At 56.4% G+C, this 20,945-nt stretch carries 19 protein-coding genes and 1 pseudogene; 6 read left to right on the plus strand and 14 right to left on the minus strand.

Translation table 11 applies throughout. The features are described 5' to 3' along the window. Nucleotides 1-3: 3 nt before the first annotated feature. Nucleotides 4-972 (plus strand): type II secretion system F family protein, encoded by a 969-nt coding sequence (locus ACQY4M_RS17625; protein WP_428546856.1) that lies wholly within the window; start codon nucleotides 4-6, stop codon nucleotides 970-972. Between the two features lie 215 nt (nucleotides 973-1,187). Further along, nucleotides 1,188-2,320, plus strand: a protein-coding gene (locus ACQY4M_RS17630; protein WP_428539245.1) for an IS3 family transposase whose coding sequence is annotated in 2 segments (ribosomal slippage) — nucleotides 1,188-1,440 and nucleotides 1,440-2,320 — 1,134 coding nt in all. Because the reading frame shifts where the segments join, the coding sequence is not laid out codon by codon here. Between the two features lie 64 nt (nucleotides 2,321-2,384). On the opposite strand, the pseudogene ACQY4M_RS17635 reads toward ACQY4M_RS17630, so the two are convergent. Further along, nucleotides 2,385-2,878: pseudogene (locus ACQY4M_RS17635) on the minus strand (transposase); the annotation flags it as partial. 68 nt (nucleotides 2,879-2,946) lie between these two features. Here ACQY4M_RS17635 and ACQY4M_RS17640 point away from each other — a divergent pair. Together ACQY4M_RS17640 and ACQY4M_RS17645 are read left to right on the plus strand one after the other, a co-directional pair. Beyond that, complete coding sequence (locus ACQY4M_RS17640; RefSeq protein WP_428546859.1) at nucleotides 2,947-3,714, plus strand: tetratricopeptide repeat protein; 768 nt, start codon at nucleotides 2,947-2,949, stop codon at nucleotides 3,712-3,714. Nucleotides 3,715-3,743: 29 nt separating this feature from the next. Then, complete coding sequence (locus ACQY4M_RS17645) at nucleotides 3,744-4,214, plus strand: A24 family peptidase (protein WP_428546862.1); 471 nt, start codon at nucleotides 3,744-3,746, stop codon at nucleotides 4,212-4,214. Between the two features lie 18 nt (nucleotides 4,215-4,232). On the opposite strand, the gene ACQY4M_RS17650 is transcribed toward ACQY4M_RS17645, so the two are convergent. The 3 genes from ACQY4M_RS17650 to ACQY4M_RS17660 all read right to left on the minus strand — a co-directional run bounded on the left by ACQY4M_RS17650 (nucleotide 4,233) and on the right by ACQY4M_RS17660 (nucleotide 7,206). After that, nucleotides 4,233-5,858 (minus strand): hypothetical protein, encoded by a 1,626-nt coding sequence (locus ACQY4M_RS17650; RefSeq protein WP_428546865.1) that lies wholly within the window; start codon nucleotides 5,856-5,858, stop codon nucleotides 4,233-4,235. A gap of 50 nt (nucleotides 5,859-5,908) precedes the next feature. Next, nucleotides 5,909-6,097: a hypothetical protein gene (locus ACQY4M_RS17655; RefSeq protein WP_428546868.1), complete on the minus strand. Its 189-nt coding sequence runs from the start codon at nucleotides 6,095-6,097 to the stop codon at nucleotides 5,909-5,911. A 65-nt stretch (nucleotides 6,098-6,162) separates the two neighbouring features. Beyond that, complete coding sequence (locus ACQY4M_RS17660; RefSeq protein ID WP_428539227.1) at nucleotides 6,163-7,206, minus strand: IS5 family transposase; 1,044 nt, start codon at nucleotides 7,204-7,206, stop codon at nucleotides 6,163-6,165. A gap of 114 nt (nucleotides 7,207-7,320) precedes the next feature. Between ACQY4M_RS17660 and ACQY4M_RS17665 the strand changes: the two genes are divergently transcribed. Both ACQY4M_RS17665 and ACQY4M_RS17670 read left to right on the plus strand, forming a co-directional pair. Then, nucleotides 7,321-8,631, plus strand: coding sequence for an ATPase (locus ACQY4M_RS17665; protein ID WP_428546871.1), 1,311 nt, complete (start codon nucleotides 7,321-7,323; stop codon nucleotides 8,629-8,631). Continuing rightward, nucleotides 8,632-9,426 carry a crotonase/enoyl-CoA hydratase family protein gene (locus ACQY4M_RS17670; RefSeq protein ID WP_428546874.1) on the plus strand — a complete coding sequence of 265 codons (795 nt, stop codon included), beginning with the start codon at nucleotides 8,632-8,634 and terminating at the stop codon, nucleotides 9,424-9,426. 40 nt (nucleotides 9,427-9,466) lie between these two features. Here the strand turns inward: ACQY4M_RS17670 and folD are convergent, their stop codons facing one another. From folD to tolB, 10 genes are all read right to left on the minus strand, one after another. Next, entirely contained in the window at nucleotides 9,467-10,369 is a 903-nt protein-coding gene (gene folD, locus ACQY4M_RS17675; RefSeq protein WP_428548249.1) for a bifunctional methylenetetrahydrofolate dehydrogenase/methenyltetrahydrofolate cyclohydrolase FolD, read from the minus strand. Between the two features lie 80 nt (nucleotides 10,370-10,449). Further along, nucleotides 10,450-12,126, minus strand: coding sequence for a formate--tetrahydrofolate ligase (locus tag ACQY4M_RS17680; protein WP_428546877.1), 1,677 nt, complete (start codon nucleotides 12,124-12,126; stop codon nucleotides 10,450-10,452). A gap of 268 nt (nucleotides 12,127-12,394) precedes the next feature. Next, nucleotides 12,395-13,438: an IS5 family transposase gene (locus ACQY4M_RS17685; protein WP_428539227.1), complete on the minus strand. Its 1,044-nt coding sequence runs from the start codon at nucleotides 13,436-13,438 to the stop codon at nucleotides 12,395-12,397. A gap of 44 nt (nucleotides 13,439-13,482) precedes the next feature. Then, complete coding sequence (locus tag ACQY4M_RS17690) at nucleotides 13,483-14,130, minus strand: MOSC domain-containing protein (protein ID WP_428546880.1); 648 nt, start codon at nucleotides 14,128-14,130, stop codon at nucleotides 13,483-13,485. A 24-nt stretch (nucleotides 14,131-14,154) separates the two neighbouring features. Beyond that, the gene (locus ACQY4M_RS17695; protein ID WP_428546883.1) at nucleotides 14,155-14,877 is read right to left on the minus strand and encodes a methyltransferase domain-containing protein; all 723 of its coding nucleotides are present in this window, start codon (nucleotides 14,875-14,877) and stop codon (nucleotides 14,155-14,157) included. A 59-nt stretch (nucleotides 14,878-14,936) separates the two neighbouring features. Further along, nucleotides 14,937-16,862, minus strand: a complete 1,926-nt coding sequence (ftsH, locus tag ACQY4M_RS17700) for an ATP-dependent zinc metalloprotease FtsH (RefSeq protein ID WP_428546886.1) — start codon at nucleotides 16,860-16,862, stop codon at nucleotides 14,937-14,939. A gap of 82 nt (nucleotides 16,863-16,944) precedes the next feature. Beyond that, on the minus strand, nucleotides 16,945-18,288 hold the full coding sequence (gene tilS, locus ACQY4M_RS17705) for a tRNA lysidine(34) synthetase TilS (RefSeq protein ID WP_428546889.1): 1,344 nt from the start codon (nucleotides 18,286-18,288) through the stop codon (nucleotides 16,945-16,947). Then, nucleotides 18,195-19,019, minus strand: coding sequence for a tol-pal system protein YbgF (ybgF, locus tag ACQY4M_RS17710; protein WP_428546892.1), 825 nt, complete (start codon nucleotides 19,017-19,019; stop codon nucleotides 18,195-18,197). The genes tilS and ybgF overlap by 94 nt, the downstream gene beginning before the upstream one ends. A gap of 14 nt (nucleotides 19,020-19,033) precedes the next feature. Beyond that, the gene (pal, locus tag ACQY4M_RS17715; RefSeq protein ID WP_428546895.1) at nucleotides 19,034-19,549 is read right to left on the minus strand and encodes a peptidoglycan-associated lipoprotein Pal; all 516 of its coding nucleotides are present in this window, start codon (nucleotides 19,547-19,549) and stop codon (nucleotides 19,034-19,036) included. Nucleotides 19,550-19,636: 87 nt separating this feature from the next. Then, the gene (gene tolB / locus ACQY4M_RS17720; RefSeq protein ID WP_428548252.1) at nucleotides 19,637-20,926 is read right to left on the minus strand and encodes a Tol-Pal system beta propeller repeat protein TolB; all 1,290 of its coding nucleotides are present in this window, start codon (nucleotides 20,924-20,926) and stop codon (nucleotides 19,637-19,639) included. Nucleotides 20,927-20,945 lie beyond the last annotated feature (19 nt).

Here is a 20,945-nt window from a genome sequence, read left to right on the forward strand (position 1 = left end):
CCAATGTCGATTAACGGAGAATTCATCGTCTACGGCCTGATCTTCATTGCCGTTCTATTTCTGGTCGAGGGTATCTACCTGACAGTGTTCGGCAAATCGATCAGCCTGAACAGCAAGGTCAACCGTCGGCTTGACATGCTGGAAAAAGGGGCAGGTCGCGAACAGGTGCTGGAGCAGTTGCGCAAAGAAATGGCGCAGCACCTTAAATCCAATTCCATCCCGCTATATTCCTTGCTGGCCAATCGTGCACAAAAGGCAAATATCGCGTTCTCACCGCTACAGCTTATCCTTCTTATGGCCGGACTTAGCATGCTCGCCTTTGTCGGTTTGACAATCGGGACCGGTACTTCTTTCCCTGTGCGCATTGCCATTTCAATTGTAATGGGTATCAGTTCGGTCTTTATCTGGGTTAACAACAAGGCCAAGAAACGCATGGCCCTGATCGAGGAGCAACTGCCGGATGCTGTTGAACTGATGGTCCGAAGCCTGCGCGTCGGGCACCCGTTCACCTCGGCTTTGGCAATTGTTTCAAACGAAATTCCTGACCCATTGGGAACGGAAATGGGCGTTATCGCAGACGAGGCGACCTATGGACGCGATGTCGGCGAGGCCTTGAAAGACATGGCCGAACGTCTGGATATGCAGGATCTTCGCTTCCTGGCTGTTGCCGTGACCATTCAACAAACATCCGGTGGTAACCTTGCGGAAATCCTGCATGGCCTGTCCAAGGTGATCCGCTCGCGCTTCAAACTTTTCCGCCGCGTCAAAGCCATCACCGCCGAGGCCAAATGGTCTGGCAACTTCTTGTCCGGCTTCCCGTTCTTGGCGCTTATCGGTGTTAATCTGGCCCAACCGGATTATTATGACGAAGTGATGGAAAGCCCCTATTTCATTCCGGCCTGTCTGTTTGTCGGGGTGTTTCTGGTTGTGAACATCTTTGTCATGCGCTGGCTTGTGAACATTAAGGTATAGGGGATAGGCAAATGGGTTTTATTGATAGCATCAACACAACACTCACCGACATGTTCGGCCCCTTCGGCCCGCTGTTGGTTGTTGGCCTCCTTGGTGTCCGTCGTCATATAAAATGGGACATCAGAGCGGTTTGAGATTTGGAGGCTCTGAGAGGTGGTCGCGGAAATTCGGACCAGTTGTTAAGGTGGATCGACTTATGAGAAAGACGATTCAAAATGACGAAACGAAAGAACCATTCTCCCGAATTCAAAGCCCGCGTTGCGCTTGAAGCAATCCGCGAGGAAATGACGATGGCGGAGCTGTCGAAGAAGTATGGTGTGCATCCAACCCAGATTGGCACATGGAAACGAGCAGCGATTGAAAACATGGCCACGGCATTTTCCAGACGGGGCCGTGATCCTGATCGGGTTGATGAAGCCCAGATTGAGAAGCTGCACTCCAAGATTGGTCAGCTGGTCGTGGAACGGGATTTTTTAGCCAACGCCTCGCAACAGTTGCTCGGGAAGCGAGGCAAAAAATGGTGAGCCGTGAGCATGATCTGAGTGTGCGACGACAATGCGGGCTACTTTCTCTGGCGCGCTCGAACCTGTATTACCAGCCAAAAGGCGAAAGTGCTGAAAATTTGCGGTTCATGACAATAATCGACAAGCAATTCTTGCAGACGCCGTGGTATGGATCACGGCAAATGGCCCGGCACATGCAGCGCCAAGGTTACAAGTGTGGTCGCCACAGGGTCCGCCGTTTGATGCGGCTGATGCGGTTGGTTCCGATCTACCAGACGCCCAACACGAGCAAGAAACATCCGCAGCATAAGATCTACCCGTATCTGCTGCGAGACCTGACGATTGATCGTCCAAACCATGTGTGGTGCGTAGATATCACCTACATTCCGATGCAGCGCGGGTTCCTCTATTTGGTCGCGATCATGGACTGGCACAGCCGCAAGGTTTTGAGCTGGAGATTGTCAAACAGCATGGAGGCAGATTTTTGCGTTGAAGCCCTGAAAGAGGCTATGGCCAAATACGGCAAGCCCGATATCATGAACAGCGACCAGGGCAGCCAGTTCACCGGGTTTGAATGGACGCAGGCGCTGAAAGAAGCCGACGTGAAAATCTCGATGGATGGCAAAGGTCGCTGGGTCGATAACCGGATGATCGAGCGGCTTTGGCGATCCTTGAAATACGAATGCATTTACCTCAACGCATTTGAAACGGGTTCGCAGACCCGCGCCGGGATCGGGAAATGGTTGGCTTACTACAACACCGAGCGCCCGCATTCCACCCACGGAATATTGACCCCGGATGAAGCCTATGACAGAAAAACAAAACCAATGAGTTTGGCAGCCTAAATGAAACCCTGATCCATCTTAAACTGGCTGCTGACTGGTCAAAAAAGTGGGACCACCTCTAAGCATCATACCAACGGTAAAATGTGGTGCGCGCAATACCCAGCATGTCGAGGGTTTGCTTCACAGGCAGATGTGATTTTTCAACGGTGTCGATAATCGACAATTTCTCAGATGCAGGATATCTCATTCCTCGTACCCCCCAGCCCCTGTCATGCTTTTTTTGAGCAGGCGGTTTTCAATGGTCAGATCGGCTACGCATTCTTTCAGGGCCATAGATTCCGAACGCAACTCTTTGACTTCTGGTGATGTCGCCTGACGAGCAGTGTCGCCAGAAAGTCGCCGCTTGCCTGCTTCGAGGAATTCTTTGGACCAGCTATAATACAGGCTTTCCGCAATGCCCTCACGACGGCACAGCGCGGATATGCTTTCCTCTCCTCGAAGGCCCGCTAAGACAATGCGGATCTTCTCCTCGGCAGAATAGGTTTGTCTGGTTTTGCGGCGGATATTCTTTACCAGCTTATCTGCCGCTGCTTTACTCGTTCCGGATTTCTTGTTCATCTTCACTCCTTGACGGTTACGATGAACCAGAAATCCTCCGTTAGCTAAACCTTAAATCTGTCCCACGAGTGCTGACGTCAGACAATGTCATCGATGAAAGCAACCTGAGCAGCATCATGCTTACGGTTGGTGATCCGAACGAGGCGGTTGCCTATTTCCGCAAATCCAGCGCCGACAATCCCGACCGGATTGATCTGCAACGCGGGCTTGCGAAATCACTGATCCGCGCCAAAAAACCACGCGAAGCCTCGATTGTCTGGGCCAAAATTGTCCAACACCCCGAGAGCACAAATGAAGACCGCGTAAATCTGGCAGATTCACTGATCCGCACCAACGACTGGAAAAAAGCCAAAACGGTTCTGGACAGCGTTCCCCCCACCTTTGAAACCTACAAACGCTACCGGTTGGAAGCGATGGTTGCAGACAGCAACAAGGACTGGAAAAAATCAGACAGCTTTTACGAGATTGCCGTCGGCCTGACCACCAATCCGGGCAATGTTCTGAACAACTGGGGATACTCGAAATTGACCCGTGGGGACTATAGCGAGGCCGAACGCCTGTTCAATGAATCCCTGACCTACAACCGCAACAGCTTTACCGCCAAAAACAATCTGGCGCTGGCCCGTGGGGCGCAACGCAATTACACCCTGCCGGTTGTTCCCATGACCCAAACAGAGCGGGCACAGTTGCTGTACACTCTTGCCCTGTCGGCAATCAAGCAAGGCGACGTGACAACCGGCAAAGGCCTGTTGAAAGAAGCCATCGACACCCACCCGCAGCACTTCGAGGCCGCAGCGCGTTCTCTGAAAGCGCTGGAAAACAATGTGACGAACTAATGCCAGTTTACCTCTCATCAACCGCAGCAATGTGGTACCTTCCCTTCGTCCTGCCCATAGCACTATGGGTGGCCTGGAGCGATTTGAAATACATGAAAATCTACAACAATGCCGTATTGGCAATGTTGGGGATTTATCTGGTGTTGGGCTTTTTCACATTACCGCTGGATCAATACTTGTGGCACATGACACATTTCGTTGTTGTTCTGGTGATCGGGTTCATCCTGAACTACCTGAATATGGTTGGCGCCGGGGATGCAAAAATCGCCGCCGCGATGGCCCCCTTTATTATGCGTGAAGACGCGGTGATGGTGGCATATCTTTTGGCCGCGCTGATCTTGCTGACATATTTCACCCACCGGCTGGCGCGCATCCTGTCATTTGTGCGCAATCTGGCCCCGGAATGGGAAAGCTGGGATCGCAAAGATTTTCCGATGGGCGTCACAATAAGTGCAACGTTCATCACCTATCTGGTCCTCGGGATCTTTTACGGCCAATAGCAATATCCGACGCACCTGTTAGCGCTTGATATCCATCAGGATATAAAGCGGGGTGCGTCGTATTTCTTCCACAGTCACCCCTTCAAGCGCCATTATATCATCCAGTATCTGCTTGCGGGCTTCGGGCGATGCGGGGCATTGCGGGACCAGCACATAATCGGCACTGTCGAACCCGGGCAATCCACCGTAATACCAGGGCGCGCCATTGATCAGTGGTTTCAGGTCGCCATACAGCCAATGGCTGGAAAAAATATCCGCAATGAAAATCCTGTTGCCACCTGCAAATCCGGCACTCTCCAGATCATCGACAATGGTCTTGGTCCAGCCCGGCAAGCCCAGTTTCAGTTTGCAATACGGAAGCGGCTGACCGGACAAGCTGCCCAGTTCCTTGCGATCGGCCCCCTCTTCCATCGCGTCCAGACCCGCCCCCTCGCTGGCCAGCGACACCCAGCCATCTACCCGACGGGCGCGTATATGTGGCAGTTGCAAATCACTGTTTATGCCTTCAGTCATCAGGATGGGTTCATACCCCTCGGCATCGAATGTCATCTGCCTGATCGGGCTTGAGGCCATGTTGATATAGGATGGCGCCGCCATGGCGAATGTTGCAATCGCGGCGATTTCCATACCCTTACGGATATCCCATCCCCAACGATTGTGCCGCACCTGTTTCGGGCGCAATGCCAGAAACAGAATGGCCAGCAAGGGCAGCCATTGCGGGTCATTGCCGTAGTTCTGATAGGTGACATAGAAAAACCCGGGCAACAGCGCCAACAGGGCATAACCGCCTGCATCCGCTTTCGATTGCCGATACAGCACCGCCCCCAGAATAGCCATTGCCGTCGCCCCCAAATAGGCCGAAGAAAGGATCACCCGGCCGATCGTCAATCCCGGTTGCGGGCGCACTTTTGAACGCGACACCTCGATCAGATCCTGCGCATAGGCAATCCAGAACCCGACACCGGCAAACAGGGTTACAATTACAACAACCCCTGCCCCTGCAACCAGCGCCCATCCCATTGCCGCCCAATCCTTGCGAAAGGCCAGCGCCAGCGCAATTGCCGGAGCAAACGAGATAAAGTAAGTGACCTTGATCAGTGCTAGCGCCGCCAGGCACAAGCCGATGATCACCCCGTCCACCAGCGGGCGTTCCCGACCCATTGGCGGCACCACGGCCAGCGCGATCGCCACAAAGGAAAAGGCCCAGGCCCAGCGGTTATAATGCATGGAGATCGAGATGGTCTGCTCTTCTGTGCCAAATGCAATCGCCACGCAAAGAACCATCACCAGAGCGCCGAACAGATAGGCCAACCCGCCAGAAAACCGGCTGACACTGACCCACCACACCGCCGGTAGCAGCACCACAGCAACCGCAATTTGTGCGTAAAGAATGGCGTGGCCAATCCCTGCCCCGAGCCATGTGAACAGCGCAATCGGCGCATAGGCCAGTGCCCCCAAAGGCGTCATGAAATCCAGATGCGGCCATTGCCCCATATTCATCCGAAACACAATTTGCACCAGATGCAGGGTATCAGCCTCGTGTTTGGCAATAAACAACCCGCCTTTCAGCACGGCCAATCCGCCCAGAACCACAATAATTGATACAAGAAATCCGAATAATGCGACTGGATTTGGCCTGCTCATGCCTACCCCCGATTGGTTTTACTATACATTTCCGCCACAATAACCGGCAATTAGCCCGCAAGTGCAAGACTTGGGCAGTTTTTATTGTCCATTGACCCGATCAGCGGTAGAATCGCCACAAAAATAACACGCTGTTTATCTAAACAGTCCTTAGGGAACCTCTGTAAATTCCCGTTTTCGCCTTCTTCGCGGCGGGGTGGACGGTTTTTCGCCTGTCCCGCCTGATTGCTTCGGATCATAAACCCATTTTCACCGGTTTCAAGCCGGTTTTGGGTATTTCAGGCACACCTCACCCCATGAACCCTTATCCCGGCGCCGCCAGGCCGCATTCGAACTGGACGAAGCGCTTCATGTTGTAGACCAGGTTCATCATCCCGATGCGAAATCGCGCCCGCTTCAGGCCGATGGAGCGGATCAGCTTGCCGCCCATGGAGCGCTCCTGAAAAGCGAATACATGCTCGACCCGGACCCGCACTTTCGAGCGCCTCCGGTTGGCCTTTTGCTGGCGCTCGCCAAGCGGCTTGCCGCGCCTGCCCTTGTGATGGATATGGCTGTGAAGCCCCCGCTCTTCCAGCTCGCTTTCGATCTTTTGCGAGCGATAGGCGCTGTCGGCCCACAGGTCCGATGAGGTGTTGCTCGCATCAATCAGACCGGCAAGCGCCTGGCTGTCATGCACGGCGGCATCGGTGACATCATAAGCGCGGATGAATTTGTGCCGCCGGTCGACATTGATGTGGTTCTTGTAGCCGTAATAGCTCTTGCCGTGCTTCTTCGTCCAGCGCGCATCCACGTCCTTCTGGCGCTTCTTGTGGGGTTTTTCCTCCCACTCTTCAGGCGTTTCGCCCGCCTTGATTTTCTCGTTCTCGTCCCTTTTGTTGTGCTGGCGCGGCGCCGGAACGATGCTCGCATCAACAATCTGCCCGCCCATCGCCAGATAGCCCTTTTCGCGCAGAAAGGCATCGAACTTGTCAAACAGCTCCTTCATCTTCCCGGCCCCGGCCAGCCTTTCACGGTAGGCCCAGATGGTCTTGGCGTCAGGTACGCTGTCTTCAATGCCAAGGCCGAGAAACCGCATGAACGACAGGCGGTCGCGGATCTGATACTCGATCTGATCGTCAGAGAGGTTGTAGAGCTGCTGCAAAACCATCGTCTTGAATATCAGCACCTCATCCCAAGGCGGGCGGCCAGCGTTGGATTTGCGCTGTTCGGGCGGCGTGCGCCATATGGCCTTCAGCTCGTCCCGGTAATCCTCGAACGGCACCATGTCGTTGAGCAACACCAGCGGATCACCAGATTTGTCCAGTCCCGCGTATCGGCTGGAAAGATCAAAAAATCCCATCTGACCCATGACAAAACCCCGTCGGTCGAATCATTTTCATCCTGATGACGATTCTACCCCGTCAGGCCGGATTTTGGGGGATTTTTAGAGGTTCCCCTTAAAACGCAGAGCACAGGTAAGCGAATGAACATGGAAACCTCCGGCGTTATTGCGCCCCCCGCCCCGCGCCGCATGAGCGAAATGAACCTTCCGCAGGTGATGATGCGCGACATCCTGCTGAAAACGATGTTCCGGCAAAACCAGGAACAGGTCAGCGAGCTGTCCAAATCCCTTTGCCTGCCCATTCCTGTCACACAGGAACTGGTCGATCTGGCGCGTGAACAAAAACTGCTTCAGGCCACAGGCACATTGCATGCCGGATCAGGCGGCGAAATGGGATATCAACTGACCGACGCCGGCAAGGCCCGCGCGCTGGATGCCCTGTCACAATCCGAATATTACGGCGCTATGCCGGTGCCGCTGGATGTTTACTCCGAACAGGTCAAGCGCCAGTCGATCCGCAATATCCAGATCACCCGCGATCAATTAACCGGCGCCATGGGCCACTTGATCCTGCCCGATGAACTGCTGGACCATCTTGGGCCTGCGGTTAGCTCGGGGCGCTCGATCCTGATGTATGGCCCTCCGGGCAACGGTAAATCCTCTATCTCGAACGGGATCCGCGATGCGCTGGGGGACAAAATCTTTGTGCCGCGCGCAATCGAATACGCCGGTCAGGTGATCACGGTTTATGATCCGATCGTCCACACCGCCGTCGAGGAAGAAGGCGATGACCCCAACAGCCTGCGCCGCAAAGGTAACCGGTTCGATACCCGTTATGTGCGCTGTGAACGCCCGACGGTGATCACCGGTGGTGAATTGACACTGGACATGCTGGACCTGGTTTACAACCCGACGGCCCGCACCTATCAGGCGCCGTTGCAGTTGAAATCCACCGGCGGCGTGTTCATCGTGGATGACCTTGGTCGACAGGCCGAACCGCCGCAGGCCCTGATCAACCGCTGGATTGTTCCACTTGAGGAAAGCAGGGATATTCTGTCATTGCAATCAGGTGAAAAATTCACCGTGCCTTTTGACACGCTGGTTATCTTCTCGACCAACTTCCACCCGAACGAAATATTTGACCGCGCGGCTTTGCGCCGGATTTTCTTTAAAATCAAGATTGACGGACCCAGCCAAGAGGACTTCCTGAAAATTTTCGCCATGGTTGCCCGCAAAAAGAAACTGCCGCTGGACGAAGCAACTCTGGTGCATATGCTCAAGGAAAAATACCCGACCATCGAAAATGTCTATGCGAACTATCAACCGATCTTCCTGATCGACCAGATGATCGCGATTTGCGAATTCGAAGGTATCCCGAACCAAATGCGCCCCGATCTGCTGGATCGGGCCTGGGCCAATATGTTCGTGAAAGACGAAGAGATCATCCACTAGATGTCGAAACGGGTTCGCATCGGGGAAAGCAGTGGCATTGCCACTATCACCCTGACCCGCGCCGACAAGCGCAACGCGCTGGATCTGGATATGATCAACGCCATCGTTGCCGCGGGCGAATCCCTGATGGAACGCCGCGATATCCGCGCGGTGGTTCTGTGCGGCGGCGGGCCGGCCTTTTCGGCGGGTCTGGATACGGGCACTTTTCAGAAACTGATGGCCGAGGTCGCTAAAGCGGGCGGCATCATGACCCGCACACATGGCACCTCCAACCTGTTCCAGCGCGCTGCAATGGTCTGGGCCGATCTGCCGATGCCGGTTGTTGCCGCGCTGCATGGCTATGCCTTTGGCGGTGCGTTCCAGATCATGCTGGGCGCCGACATCCGCGTGGCCGCGCCTGATACACGGTTTTCCATCATGGAAGGCAAATGGGGGCTGGTGCCCGACATGGGCGGCATGGTTCTGATGCGCCGTCTGGCCCGTGGCGATGTGATCCGGCGGCTGACCTATACCGCCGAAGTGTTCGACGCAGCGCAAGCACTGGGCTGGGGCTTTGTCACCGAACTGGCGGATGATCCGCTGGACCGCGCACAGGCGCTGGCCGCTGATATCGCGGGGCGCAGCCCTGATGCGGTGCGCGAGGCCAAGGCGATGATCCGAGCCTGTGAATATGCGGCCGAGGCCGAGGTGCTATTGCTGGAATCCGCCGCCCAGGGACGTCTGATCGGCAGCCCGAACCAGATCGAAGCCCTGATGGCGGGCTTCGAAAAACGCGCACCCAAATTCAAGGACTAAGAACAACACAGCCCCGCACCTGATGCGGGGCTGCGTATCCCTAAACCGTCAACCCTTCGGGTTCTTCCAACCCGTTCGCCCGCGAACAGGCCGTCACGGTGTTGGCCAGCAGGCAGGCAATCGTCATCGGCCCGACCCCGCCGGGCACCGGCGTGATGGCACCGGCAACTTCAACCGCGCTGGCGAAATCCACATCCCCCACCAGCCGTGTCTTGCCCTCGCCTTTTTCCGGTGCATCAATCCGGTTGATACCCACATCGATCACGGTCGCCCCCTTTTTGATCCAGTCGCCGGGCACCATCTGCGCCCGTCCAACAGCCGCCACCACAATATCCGCGCGGCGCACCACATCGGGCAAATCCTTGGTGCGGGAATGGGCGATTGTTACCGTGCAGCTATCGCCCAACAGCAATTGCGCCATCGGCTTGCCAACGATGTTACTGCGGCCAATCACCACCGCATCCAGACCGGACAATGATCCATGATGATCGCGCATAATCATCAGACAGCCCAGCGGCGTGCAGGGCACCATGCTTTTCTGCCCCGTGGCCAGCTTGCCCACATTGGAAATGCAGAACCCGTCAACGTCCTTGGCTGGATCAATCGAATTGATCACAAGGTCTTCGTTCAGATGATCGGGCAGCGGAAGTTGCACCAGAATACCATGCACCGCAGGGTCATTGTTCAGGCTGTCGATCAGCGCCAGCAAATCGGCCTCGGAGGTGTCGGCATCCAGCTTGTGCTCGTAGGAATTCATTCCGACCTCGACCGTCATCTTCCCCTTGGAGCGCACATAGACCTGCGATGCAGGGTCTTCCCCCACCAGCACCACCGCCAAGCCCGGCGTAATGCCGTGATCCTGTTTCAGCCGCGCTACATGCCCTGCCACCTTTTCACGAACCTTGGCCGCAAAGGCCTTGCCGTCGATAATATCTGCTGTCATTTTTCTGGCCTCATTCATCTGCGGTTTGCCATAGGCAAGCCATACATGTTTCATATGCAATTCATACAGCCAAATTCGGCCTAAAACAGCCCCTCGACTTCACCTTCTTCATTCAGTCCGATCCCTTCGGCAGCCGGGCGGCTGGGCAGCCCTTGCATGGTCATGATGTCGCCGCAGACCACCACGATAAATCCGGCGCCAGCACTTAGGCGCACTTCGCGGATCGGGATGGTGTGGCCTGTGGGTGCTCCGCGCAGATTCGGGTCGGTGGAAAACGAATATTGCGTTTTCGCCATACAGACCGGCAGGTTGCCATATCCCGCCTCTTCCCATGCGCGCAATTGATCACGGACCTTTTTGTCGGCGATCACTTCGGAGGCGCGGTAAATCGAATGGGCGATGCGCTCGATCTTCTCGAACAGGGGCAGGTCATCGACATAAAGCGGGGCAAATTGCGAAATACCGCTGTCGGCAATTTCCACCACCCGTTCGGCCAGCGCCGCGGCCCCTTCGCCGCCCAGTTCCCAGTGGCGCGACAGGATCGCTTCGGAGCCTTGCGAGGCAACGTAATCCTGTATCGCCTGAATTTCGGCATCCGTATCGGTGACAAAATGGTTGATCGCCACCACCACCGGCACACCGAATGATTTCATATTGCCGATGTGACGGCCAAGGTTCGGGCAGCCGTCAATCACCGCCTGAACATTCTCACCCCCCAGATCCTTGCGGGCCACGCCGCCGTTCATCTTCATCGCCCGCACCGTGGCCACGATCACCACGCAATCCGGCGACAGGTTTGCCTTGCGACACTTGATATTCATGAATTTCTCGGCCCCCAGATCGGCGCCAAAGCCGGCCTCGGTCACCACGTAATCGGCCAGCCGCAAGGCGGTGTTGGTGGCGATCACGCTGTTGCAGCCATGCGCGATGTTGGCAAAGGGTCCACCATGCACAAAGGCCGGATTGTTTTCCAACGTCTGCACCAGATTGGGCTGCATCGCGTCCTTCAGCAACACGGTCATTGCGCCATCGGCCTTGATGTCGCGACAATAGATCGGCTCGCGTTTGCGGGTGTAGGCGACGATGATATTGCCCAGACGTTCCTGCAAATCCTCAAGATTGTTCGACAGGCACAGGATGGCCATCACTTCGGAGGCCACGGTGATGTCAAATCCGGTCTGCCGCGGAAAGCCGTTGGCAACCCCGCCAAGCGATGTCACCGTGTCGCGCAGAGCACGGTCGTTCATGTCCAGAACCCGTTTCCAACTGACACGGCGCTCGTCAATGCCCAGTTCGTTGCCCCAGTAGATATGGTTGTCGATCATCGCGCTTAGCAGGTTATGCGCCGATGTGATGGCGTGGAAATCGCCGGTGAAATGCAGGTTCATTTCCTCCATCGGCACCACTTGCGCATAGCCCCCACCAGCGGCCCCGCCCTTCATGCCGAAACACGGCCCCAAAGACGCCTCGCGAATACAGATCGCCGCCTTCTTGCCGATCCGGTTCATCCCGTCAGCCAGCCCCACCGTGGTGGTGGTCTTGCCTTCGCCCGCCGGCGTCGGGTTGATCGCGGTGACAAGGATCAGCTTGCCTTTGCGGTTGTTTTTGACACTCTCGATAAACTCCTGACTGACTTTGGCTTTGTCGTGGCCATAAGGCAGCAGATGTTCCGTCGGGATGCCTAGCTTCTCGCCGATTTCCTGAATCGGTTTCTTCTTGGCTTCGCGGGCAATTTCAATGTCGGTTTTAAAGCTCATCTTGTGGGGTCCCTTTGGAAAATCACGTCAGGTCATTTTCTTGACCTTACAAGAGTCGTGGCCGGCTAACAGGGTAAATCCGACATTATCAGCGTCGGATTCGTCGCTTTAAATCAAGGGAACCTCTGTAAATTCCCGTTTTCGCCTTCTTCGCGGCGGGGTGGACGGTTTTTCGCCTGTCCCGCCTGATTGCTTCGGATCATAAACCCATTTTCACCGGTTTCAAGCCGGTTTTGGGTATTTCAGGCACACCTCACCCCATGAACCCTTATCCCGGCGCCGCCAGGCCGCATTCGAACTGGACGAAGCGCTTCATGTTGTAGACCAGGTTCATCATCCCGATGCGAAATCGCGCCCGCTTCAGGCCGATGGAGCGGATCAGCTTGCCGCCCATGGAGCGCTCCTGAAAAGCGAATACATGCTCGACCCGGACCCGCACTTTCGAGCGCCTCCGGTTGGCCTTTTGCTGGCGCTCGCCAAGCGGCTTGCCGCGCCTGCCCTTGTGATGGATATGGCTGTGAAGCCCCCGCTCTTCCAGCTCGCTTTCGATCTTTTGCGAGCGATAGGCGCTGTCGGCCCACAGGTCCGATGAGGTGTTGCTCGCATCAATCAGACCGGCAAGCGCCTGGCTGTCATGCACGGCGGCATCGGTGACATCATAAGCGCGGATGAATTTGTGCCGCCGGTCGACATTGATGTGGTTCTTGTAGCCGTAATAGCTCTTGCCGTGCTTCTTCGTCCAGCGCGCATCCACGTCCTTCTGGCGCTTCTTGTGGGGTTTTTCCTCCCACTCTTCAGGCGTTTCGCCCGCCTTGATTTTCTCGTTCTCGTCCCTTTTGTTGTGCTGGCGCGGCGCCGGAACGATGCTCGCATCAACAATCTGCCCGCCCATCGCCAGATAGCCCTTTTCGCGCAGAAAGGCATCGAACTTGTCAAACAGCTCCTTCATCTTCCCGGCCCCGGCCAGCCTTTCACGGTAGGCCCAGATGGTCTTGGCGTCAGGTACGCTGTCTTCAATGCCAAGGCCGAGAAACCGCATGAACGACAGGCGGTCGCGGATCTGATACTCGATCTGATCGTCAGAGAGGTTGTAGAGCTGCTGCAAAACCATCGTCTTGAATATCAGCACCTCATCCCAAGGCGGGCGGCCAGCGTTGGATTTGCGCTGTTCGGGCGGCGTGCGCCATATGGCCTTCAGCTCGTCCCGGTAATCCTCGAACGGCACCATGTCGTTGAGCAACACCAGCGGATCACCAGATTTGTCCAGTCCCGCGTATCGGCTGGAAAGATCAAAAAATCCCATCTGACCCATGACAAAACCCCGTCGGTCGAATCATTTTCATCCTGATGACGATTCTACCCCGTCAGGCCGGATTTTGGGGGATTTTTAGAGGTTCCCTTGAGGCATTGTTGGCGGGCCTGCTCCAGATGCGGCCAGACAGGTTGGTCAGGAATATGTAGAATAATCTCGTCTCCGACGCGCAATATTCCTGCGCGCTCGACCCACGCTGTCACACCCCGCAGATTTTTCGCAGCGGGTTTGAACAGCTTGCCTTTGCCTGGGAAATACGCGTCGATCACCGGGGCGGGCAAAACGCAGGGGCGGTTTTCCATATCCACGGTCAGGGTTGCCCCGCTGGTCGATTGCAGGCGCGAGGCAGGCGGGATCATGGTGAAATCGGGGATACCTTCGAGAACAACCGAAGCGCTTATCCACGCCGGATCAATGGCCGGAACGCCCATGTTTTTCGCAATGATCATCAGTTCCTCGGCAGAAACGATGGCCAGTTGACGGGTGTTGCGGATTTGCGTACCCCGTGGGTACTGCGATTGCACCCGCCCACAGGATACCCGCGTCAGCCCCGCGCGGCTTTCGCCTGAACAGCCCGCCAATGTCAGTTCCATTTCCGAAACCGGCACATTGCATAATGTATCTTCACGATTGGCGTTCACCCCCAACCAGATAATCCGGCCTTTGAAATTTGTGGGCAGCAATGCGGGCATGGTCTGGTCCTTTGCAAATCCGGTTCAGACAGACAGCGTAAAGAACAACCGCTTAAAGGGGAATAACACAGAACCGTCCGGTTCCAGCGGATAGTGATCTGCCAGTGCCGCATCATACGCATGCACAAATCGGGCCAGTTCCTTATCATCAAGCTTTGCCGCGATTGGCCGCATCGCAGTGGATTGGGTGAAATGGCGCACGGGGTGGCCGGTATCAACTGCGGCCAAACGCTGGATATAGTCGGTTTCCCACAGGTTGATATCCCCTAAAGGGGCCAGCATTTTTGCATAGGCCCGGGGTGGCACCACTGGCGGCTTATATGTGCTGTAATCAAACCTGTCGGGAAACAGCAGGGACGCCACATCGCGTAATACCTGATGCGACGGGGCGGCAAACTGGCGTGGCATTTGCACGGCCAGCATACCGTTTTCTGTCAGTAATCCGGCAAGCCGCGCAAACAAGGCTGCGTGATCGGGTAACCAGTGGCACAGCGCATTGGTAAAAATCAGTGCGGGCGGTGATTGCGGTTGCCAAGTGGCTGCATCGGCGTTGACCAGATCATCATAAGCACCAGTCCGTTCTGCCGTAAGCAGCATCGCTGGTGAATTGTCCACACCGATCAGGCTGTGCCCCTGAAACCGCAGCGCCAATGCCGGGCCGACCGGGCCATTGCCACACCCCAAATCAATCACATCCCCTGCGGGCAGGTCCGGCACCTGCGCCAACAGATCTATTGCAGGACGCAAACGAAAACCCCGAAACTTGGCATATGTTTCGGGGTTCCAGTCTTGTTTCATATCAGAGGTCAAGCCGACGGCTCCGGCTCCATCCCGTCATCTTTTGGTTTGGGCTTGGCCTTGACTTTCGGCTTGGTCTTGGGGACAGCCACAACACTAGAGGTGCTGTCTTTGTCCGACCCACCGTCATCGTCCGACTGGGGCGGCTCACCCTTCATCACCCGCTGGATTTCTTCGCCGGTCAGGGTTTCGTATTCCAGCAAACCTTGTGCCAGAAGTTCGAATTCCTTCTTGTGCTTTTTCAGGATCTTGCTGGCGGTTTCATAACCTTCGTCAATCACCCGCTTCACTTCGGTTTCGATCAGTTCCTGTGTGGCAGCCGAAATCGACAGGCCACCGGCGCCGTTGCCCTGATAACCTTCATGCGCGGCCTGGTAATCAATGTTGCCCACCTTGTCCGACATACCCCAGCGCATGATCATGGCGCGGGCCAGCGCCGAGGCTTGTTGAATGTCGCCGGACGGACCATTGGACACATGTTCGGGGCCCCACTTCATGATCTCGGCGGCCTTGCCGGCCATCGCCATGGCAATTTTCTGCTCCACCTGATCCTTGAAGTAGTTCAGCTGATCGAACTCGGGCAGGCTCATAACCATACCCAATGCGCCACCACGCGGAATGATCGTGGCCTTATAGACCGGATCACATTTGGGTAATTTGATCCCGACAATCGCGTGGCCTGCCTCGTGATAGGCGGTCATTTCCTTTTGCTCGTCGGTCAGCACCATCGAGCGGCGCTCGGCCCCCATCATCACCTTGTCCTTGGCTTTTTCGAAATCTTCCATCGTTACGAAACGGCGGTCGATACGGGCGGCCATCAATGCGGCCTCGTTCACCAGATTGGCAAGGTCCGCACCGGAAAAACCGGGGGTTCCGCGGGCAATGATACGCAGGTCCACATCCGGCCCCAAAGGCACTTTGGCGGCATGCACATTCAAAATCTTCTCGCGGCCCTTGATGTCGGGGTTGGGCACCTGAACCTGGCGGTCAAAGCGGCTAGGGCGCAGCAATGCGGGATCCAGAACATCGGCGCGGTTGGTCGCGGCCAGAATGATCACGCCCTCGTTTGCATCAAACCCGTCCATTTCCACCAGCAGCTGGTTCAATGTCTGTTCGCGTTCGTCATTACCGCCACCCATACCAACACCGCGCGAGCGGCCGACAGCATCAATTTCGTCGATGAACACAATGCAGGGCGCATTTTTCTTGGCTTGCTCGAACATGTCGCGCACACGGCTGGCACCGACACCTACGAACATTTCCACAAAATCCGAACCGGAAATGGTAAAAAACGGCACGCCCGCTTCGCCAGCCACAGCCCGGGCCAGCAATGTCTTACCTGTGCCCGGAGGCCCGATCAGCAGCGCGCCCTTGGGGATCTTGCCGCCCAGACGGGAAAATTTCTGCGGGTTGCGCAGGAATTCAACGATCTCTTCCAGTTCTTCCTTGGCTTCGTCAATACCGGCCACATCGTCAAAGGTCACGCGACCCTCGCGTTCGGTCAGCATCTTGGCCTTGGATTTGCCAAAGCCCATCGCCCCGCCTTTGCCGCCACCCTGCATCCGGTTCATCATAAAGAACCAGAAACCGATCAGCAGCAGCACAGGCAACAACAGCGAAATCAACGAAACAAAGGCCGATTGTTCCTGCGGCGCAGCGTTTACCTTGACGCCCTTGTCGATCAGCATTTTCGTGACTTCGGCGTCCGATGGCTTGATCGTGGCGTATTCCTGCCCGTCCTTGCCTTTGATCAGAACTTTTTCGCCGTCCAGCGTGACCGAGGCCACAGTGCCGTCATTCACGGCCTGCACAAATTCCGAATAGGTCATTTGGCGGGAATTCAGGGCGCTTTCGCCATTGCTGAACAGATTGAACAAAGCGAGGATCAGCATAAACAGCACGACCCAGAAAGCCAGATTTCTAGCGTTGCCCACAGGCATTCTCCTTAAACCGGTTTTGACTCAAAGGATTCTTTCCCAAGGCCACTTGTCTAAAATAGGGATTAGGCAGGTTTGTTCAATGCGATATAATGGATGAAATGAAATGATCCAGCCCAAATAACGCCTTTGTGCGCCATCCATTGCCCAAACCGGCCAAAGGTGCGGCAATAAGACTGTCCTTTTTCCATACAGCGGGACTGGCCAGCAGCGATCGTCGGGGCATCCCTGTTGCCCGCCATTCGGGGCATTCGGCCAATCCAGCCGCCCCCAAAGCCCGTATTTCCAACCCCGTTTCATGCGGCCCTATGAGCCGCCAGCGGTTGTCCCAGGTCGCATCTGTCGCGCAAACAGTATCCTTGACGGCCTGATATTCGCGGGTAATGCGGATGCTGTTTTTGTTTGCAGTGATCAGACAGCCGTGCAGGGTGCTCGCTTTGCCCTTTAGAATGGCGTAACCGACATCTGACAATGCTGCACGACGGGGGCGGTATTTAGCGGAGGAAACCCAGCATAAAGCATGTGTAGTCAGTCGATCTCGGATTTCTAGAGGTAGCTGGCGGTATTGCCTTCGATCCAGAACAACATCACCATTCTCGATTGCAACAGTCCGTTCAGCCACCTCTTGTGTCTGTAATTCCAATGCACATCGGGCAATCCCCAAGTCCTGCGCCGTTCCGGCCAGCCGTTCCGCATCCATCCCCAAATCAGCCAGCACCTGCATCGCTTTGCGGATTTTCACGCGATCAAACCGTTCATCCTCGTTTGTAGGATCATCAATCCAGCCGATACCATGCCGCTGCAAATAGTCCCGCAAATCCTGTCGTCTTTGCAACAACACCGGGCGCACCCATGTCACACCGTCCGCGTGTCGCCGCGACGCCATGCCCGACAGACCATCCACACCCGACCCGCGCGCCAGACGCATCAAAAAGGTTTCTGCCTGATCCTCGACTGTATGTCCCAGCGCGATCATTTCAATCCCGCGTTCCCGCGCCCAACCGGCCATCAACCCGTAACGCGCACGCCGTGCCTGATCCTGAAGGTTGCCTTTGCCATCCCATCCAGTCCAGTGCAGCGTGCTGTGATTGATCCCCAATCCGGCGCAAATACGGGCGACCGTCTTTGCCTCGCCCGCCGCCGCATCGCGCAAACCGTGATCCACTGTAACGGCATGCAAGGTCACCCCTGCACCACCAGCCCAGTGGTGCATCAGATGCAAAAGGGCCGTTGAATCGCCGCCGCCGGACACGGCAACGCCAATGGCCTTGGGCGGGTTTGCACCAAAGCAATTGCCGACAAAATGAAGTAGTAATTCGTCTTGGGGGTCTAGTTGCATCCCAGATCGCGCATCGCGGTGTTGGCCTGTTGAACGGCGGGTGCTGTGGGAAAGCGCGACTCGACCTCGGCCAATGTCACGCAAGCCTCGTTCTGCTGCCCGATCGCGCCCAATGACGTGCCCAGCTTATATAATGCCTCGGGTGCTTTGGGTCCATCCGGCGCACCGGAAAACGCCTCTAGATAGGCCCGCGCGGCGCTGGTCATTTCGCCCAGATTTTCAAATGCCTGTCCCCGCAGAAAATTCACATCCGCGCTTAGCGGACTGCCTGGGTAGGTCTGGGTAAAGGTCTCAAGCTGCGTAGCGGCGCCGCGAAAGTCACCGGATGCGAGCGCCTCCTGCGCCCGCTTATAGTCGGCCCGCTCACCCACGGCCAGTTCTGTGTCGTCAACCGTATCAGGGGTGGTCACAACAGGCGCAGGGCCTACATCCCCACCACCCAGCGTGGTGCCTTGGGACAGTTTGCTGATGTCGCAATTTGTTTCCAGTTCGCACAGGCGAAACTCAAGGTCACCAATCCGGTTGGTGCCATCGGCCACCACGCGGTTGATGCGGTTTTCCAACTGCTCGGATTTTGCCGTCAGTTTTTGCAAAGCCGCCTCGATCGCGTCAATCCGTTCAAGCGGTGTGTTGCCGCCAACGCTGGTGCCCGGCGCACCGGTGGTGGACAGCTCGCGCTTCAGGCGCTGCACCTCGACATAAAGCACCGACAATTCCTGCCGGATGTCTGCCAAGGTTTGCTGGTCGGCCTGCGCAGCGGCAGGTGCCACCGGCAGAACCGACAATCCGATAATTAGCGCAAGTATCCGTTTCATCAGTCGTTCCTAGTTTACGCGCCAGCGCCCGCCGAAATCACCGTAACAGCGCGGCGGTTCTGGGCAAAGCAGCTTTCTTCGGAACAAATCGCAATCGGGCGTTCCTTGCCGTAAGTTACCGTGCGCAACCGGCTGCCTGCAACCCCTTGCGAGATCAGGAATTCCTTCACCGCATTGGCGCGACGTGCACCCAGTGCAAGGTTATATGCGCGTGTGCCCCGCTCATCGGCATGGCCTTCGATAATGGCGGCAAATTCGGGATTGTCCATCAGCCATTTCGCCTGTCCTGTCAGGGTGGCGCGGCCTTCGGGGGTTAGGGTGCTGGTATCTACCGTAAACAGCACACGGTCGCCAACAGTCTGCTGGAAATAGGCTGCCGAATGTGGGTCTGATGCTGTTCCGGCTGCGCCCGTACCGGTTCCGGCACCACCGTTGTTCATTCCGTTGCCGCCATTTAGTGCACCAGGGTTGGTACAGGCCGAAAGGCCCAGTGCTGCTACGACGAAAATTGCCTTGTAAAGATATGTCATGGGTTGTCCCCGCTTTCGTTTTTGTTGGCTCGATTGCCTTTGTTTATACCACCACGGCGCCCATTTGGAAACGCTGCGTATTTCAGTTTATTTCAACAGCGGCGACCACGCCGGATCCGACGCCCCGCCCGGTGTTTTCACCCGCTGCAAATTTCGCCCGCTGATGTCCACGGAATAGAGCGAGGAAGACCCGTTTGCCCCGGCTGTTTCGCGCATGAACATTATCACGCGGCCATTGGGCGACCATGTCGGCCCCTCGTCCAGAAACGAAGCCGTCAGCAGGCGTTCTTCTGATCCATCCAGCCGCATCACACCGATATGGAACCGGCCCTTGTTCTGTTTGGTAAAGGCCACCAGATCACCGCGTGGCGACCAGACCGGCGTGCCGTAGCGCCCTTTGCCAAAACTGATCCGCCGCGCTTCGCCGCCATTTGCCGACATGACATAGAGCTGCTGGTTACCCGACCGGTCGCTTTCAAACACGATCTGTTTGCCATCGGGCGAAAAGCTGGGCGCGGTTTCGATTGATGGTTCGGACGTCAGACGCACGGCATTGCCGCCACCGACACTCATCTTGTAAATATCAGTGTTGCCGCCACGCGACAGCGAATAGACCACCGTTTGCCCGTCCGGCGAAAACCGCGGTGCGAATGTCATTGTGCCCGGTTGATCCGCCAACACGCGGCGGCCAACGGTGGCCACGTCCAGCACGTATATTTTAGGAAAGCCTGTTTCATAGGACGTATACAGCACCCGATCACCGGTCGGCGAGAAACGCGGGGCCAGCACGATTGAACGGCTATCGGTCAGATATTGCACATTCGCGCCATCGTAATCCATGATCGCCAGCCGTTTCTGGCGGGCGTTTTTGGGGCCGGTTTCGGAGACAAACACCACGCGGCTGTCGAAATACGGGCCTTCGCCGGTGATCCGACTATAGGCCGCATCAGCCACCTTATGCGCCATGCGCCGCCAGCTTTTGGTGGTGCCGCCAAATTGCAGACCTTCGCCAAGGGGCGCACCGGAAAAGACGTCGAACAGGCGGAATTTAACCGTCAGACGTCCGCCGGATCCCATTGTAACCGCACCGACAATCAGGGCCTGCGCGTTGATCGCTTTCCAGTCGGCATATTGCACCGGACTGTTGAAATTCGTGACATTCGAGATGAACGCATTCTTCGGGATTTCCCGAAACAGCCCTGTTCCGGTCAGATCAGCGGCCACCACGCGGGCAATCTGGCTGGCATATTCACCGGCCCCGCCGTTTTCGGCCACAAAATCGGGCACGGCAAAGGGCATCGGCTCGATCACGCCGTCCTTCAGTTCAAGGTTCAATTCCGCCCGACTTGCGGACGGCATGGTTACCGCAGCGATCATTGCTGCCAGTAAAAGGGTC

The sequence above is a fragment of the Profundibacter sp. genome, assembly GCF_965277155.1.
In the GTDB taxonomy this organism is placed as follows: Bacteria; Pseudomonadota; Alphaproteobacteria; order Rhodobacterales; family Rhodobacteraceae; genus Profundibacter.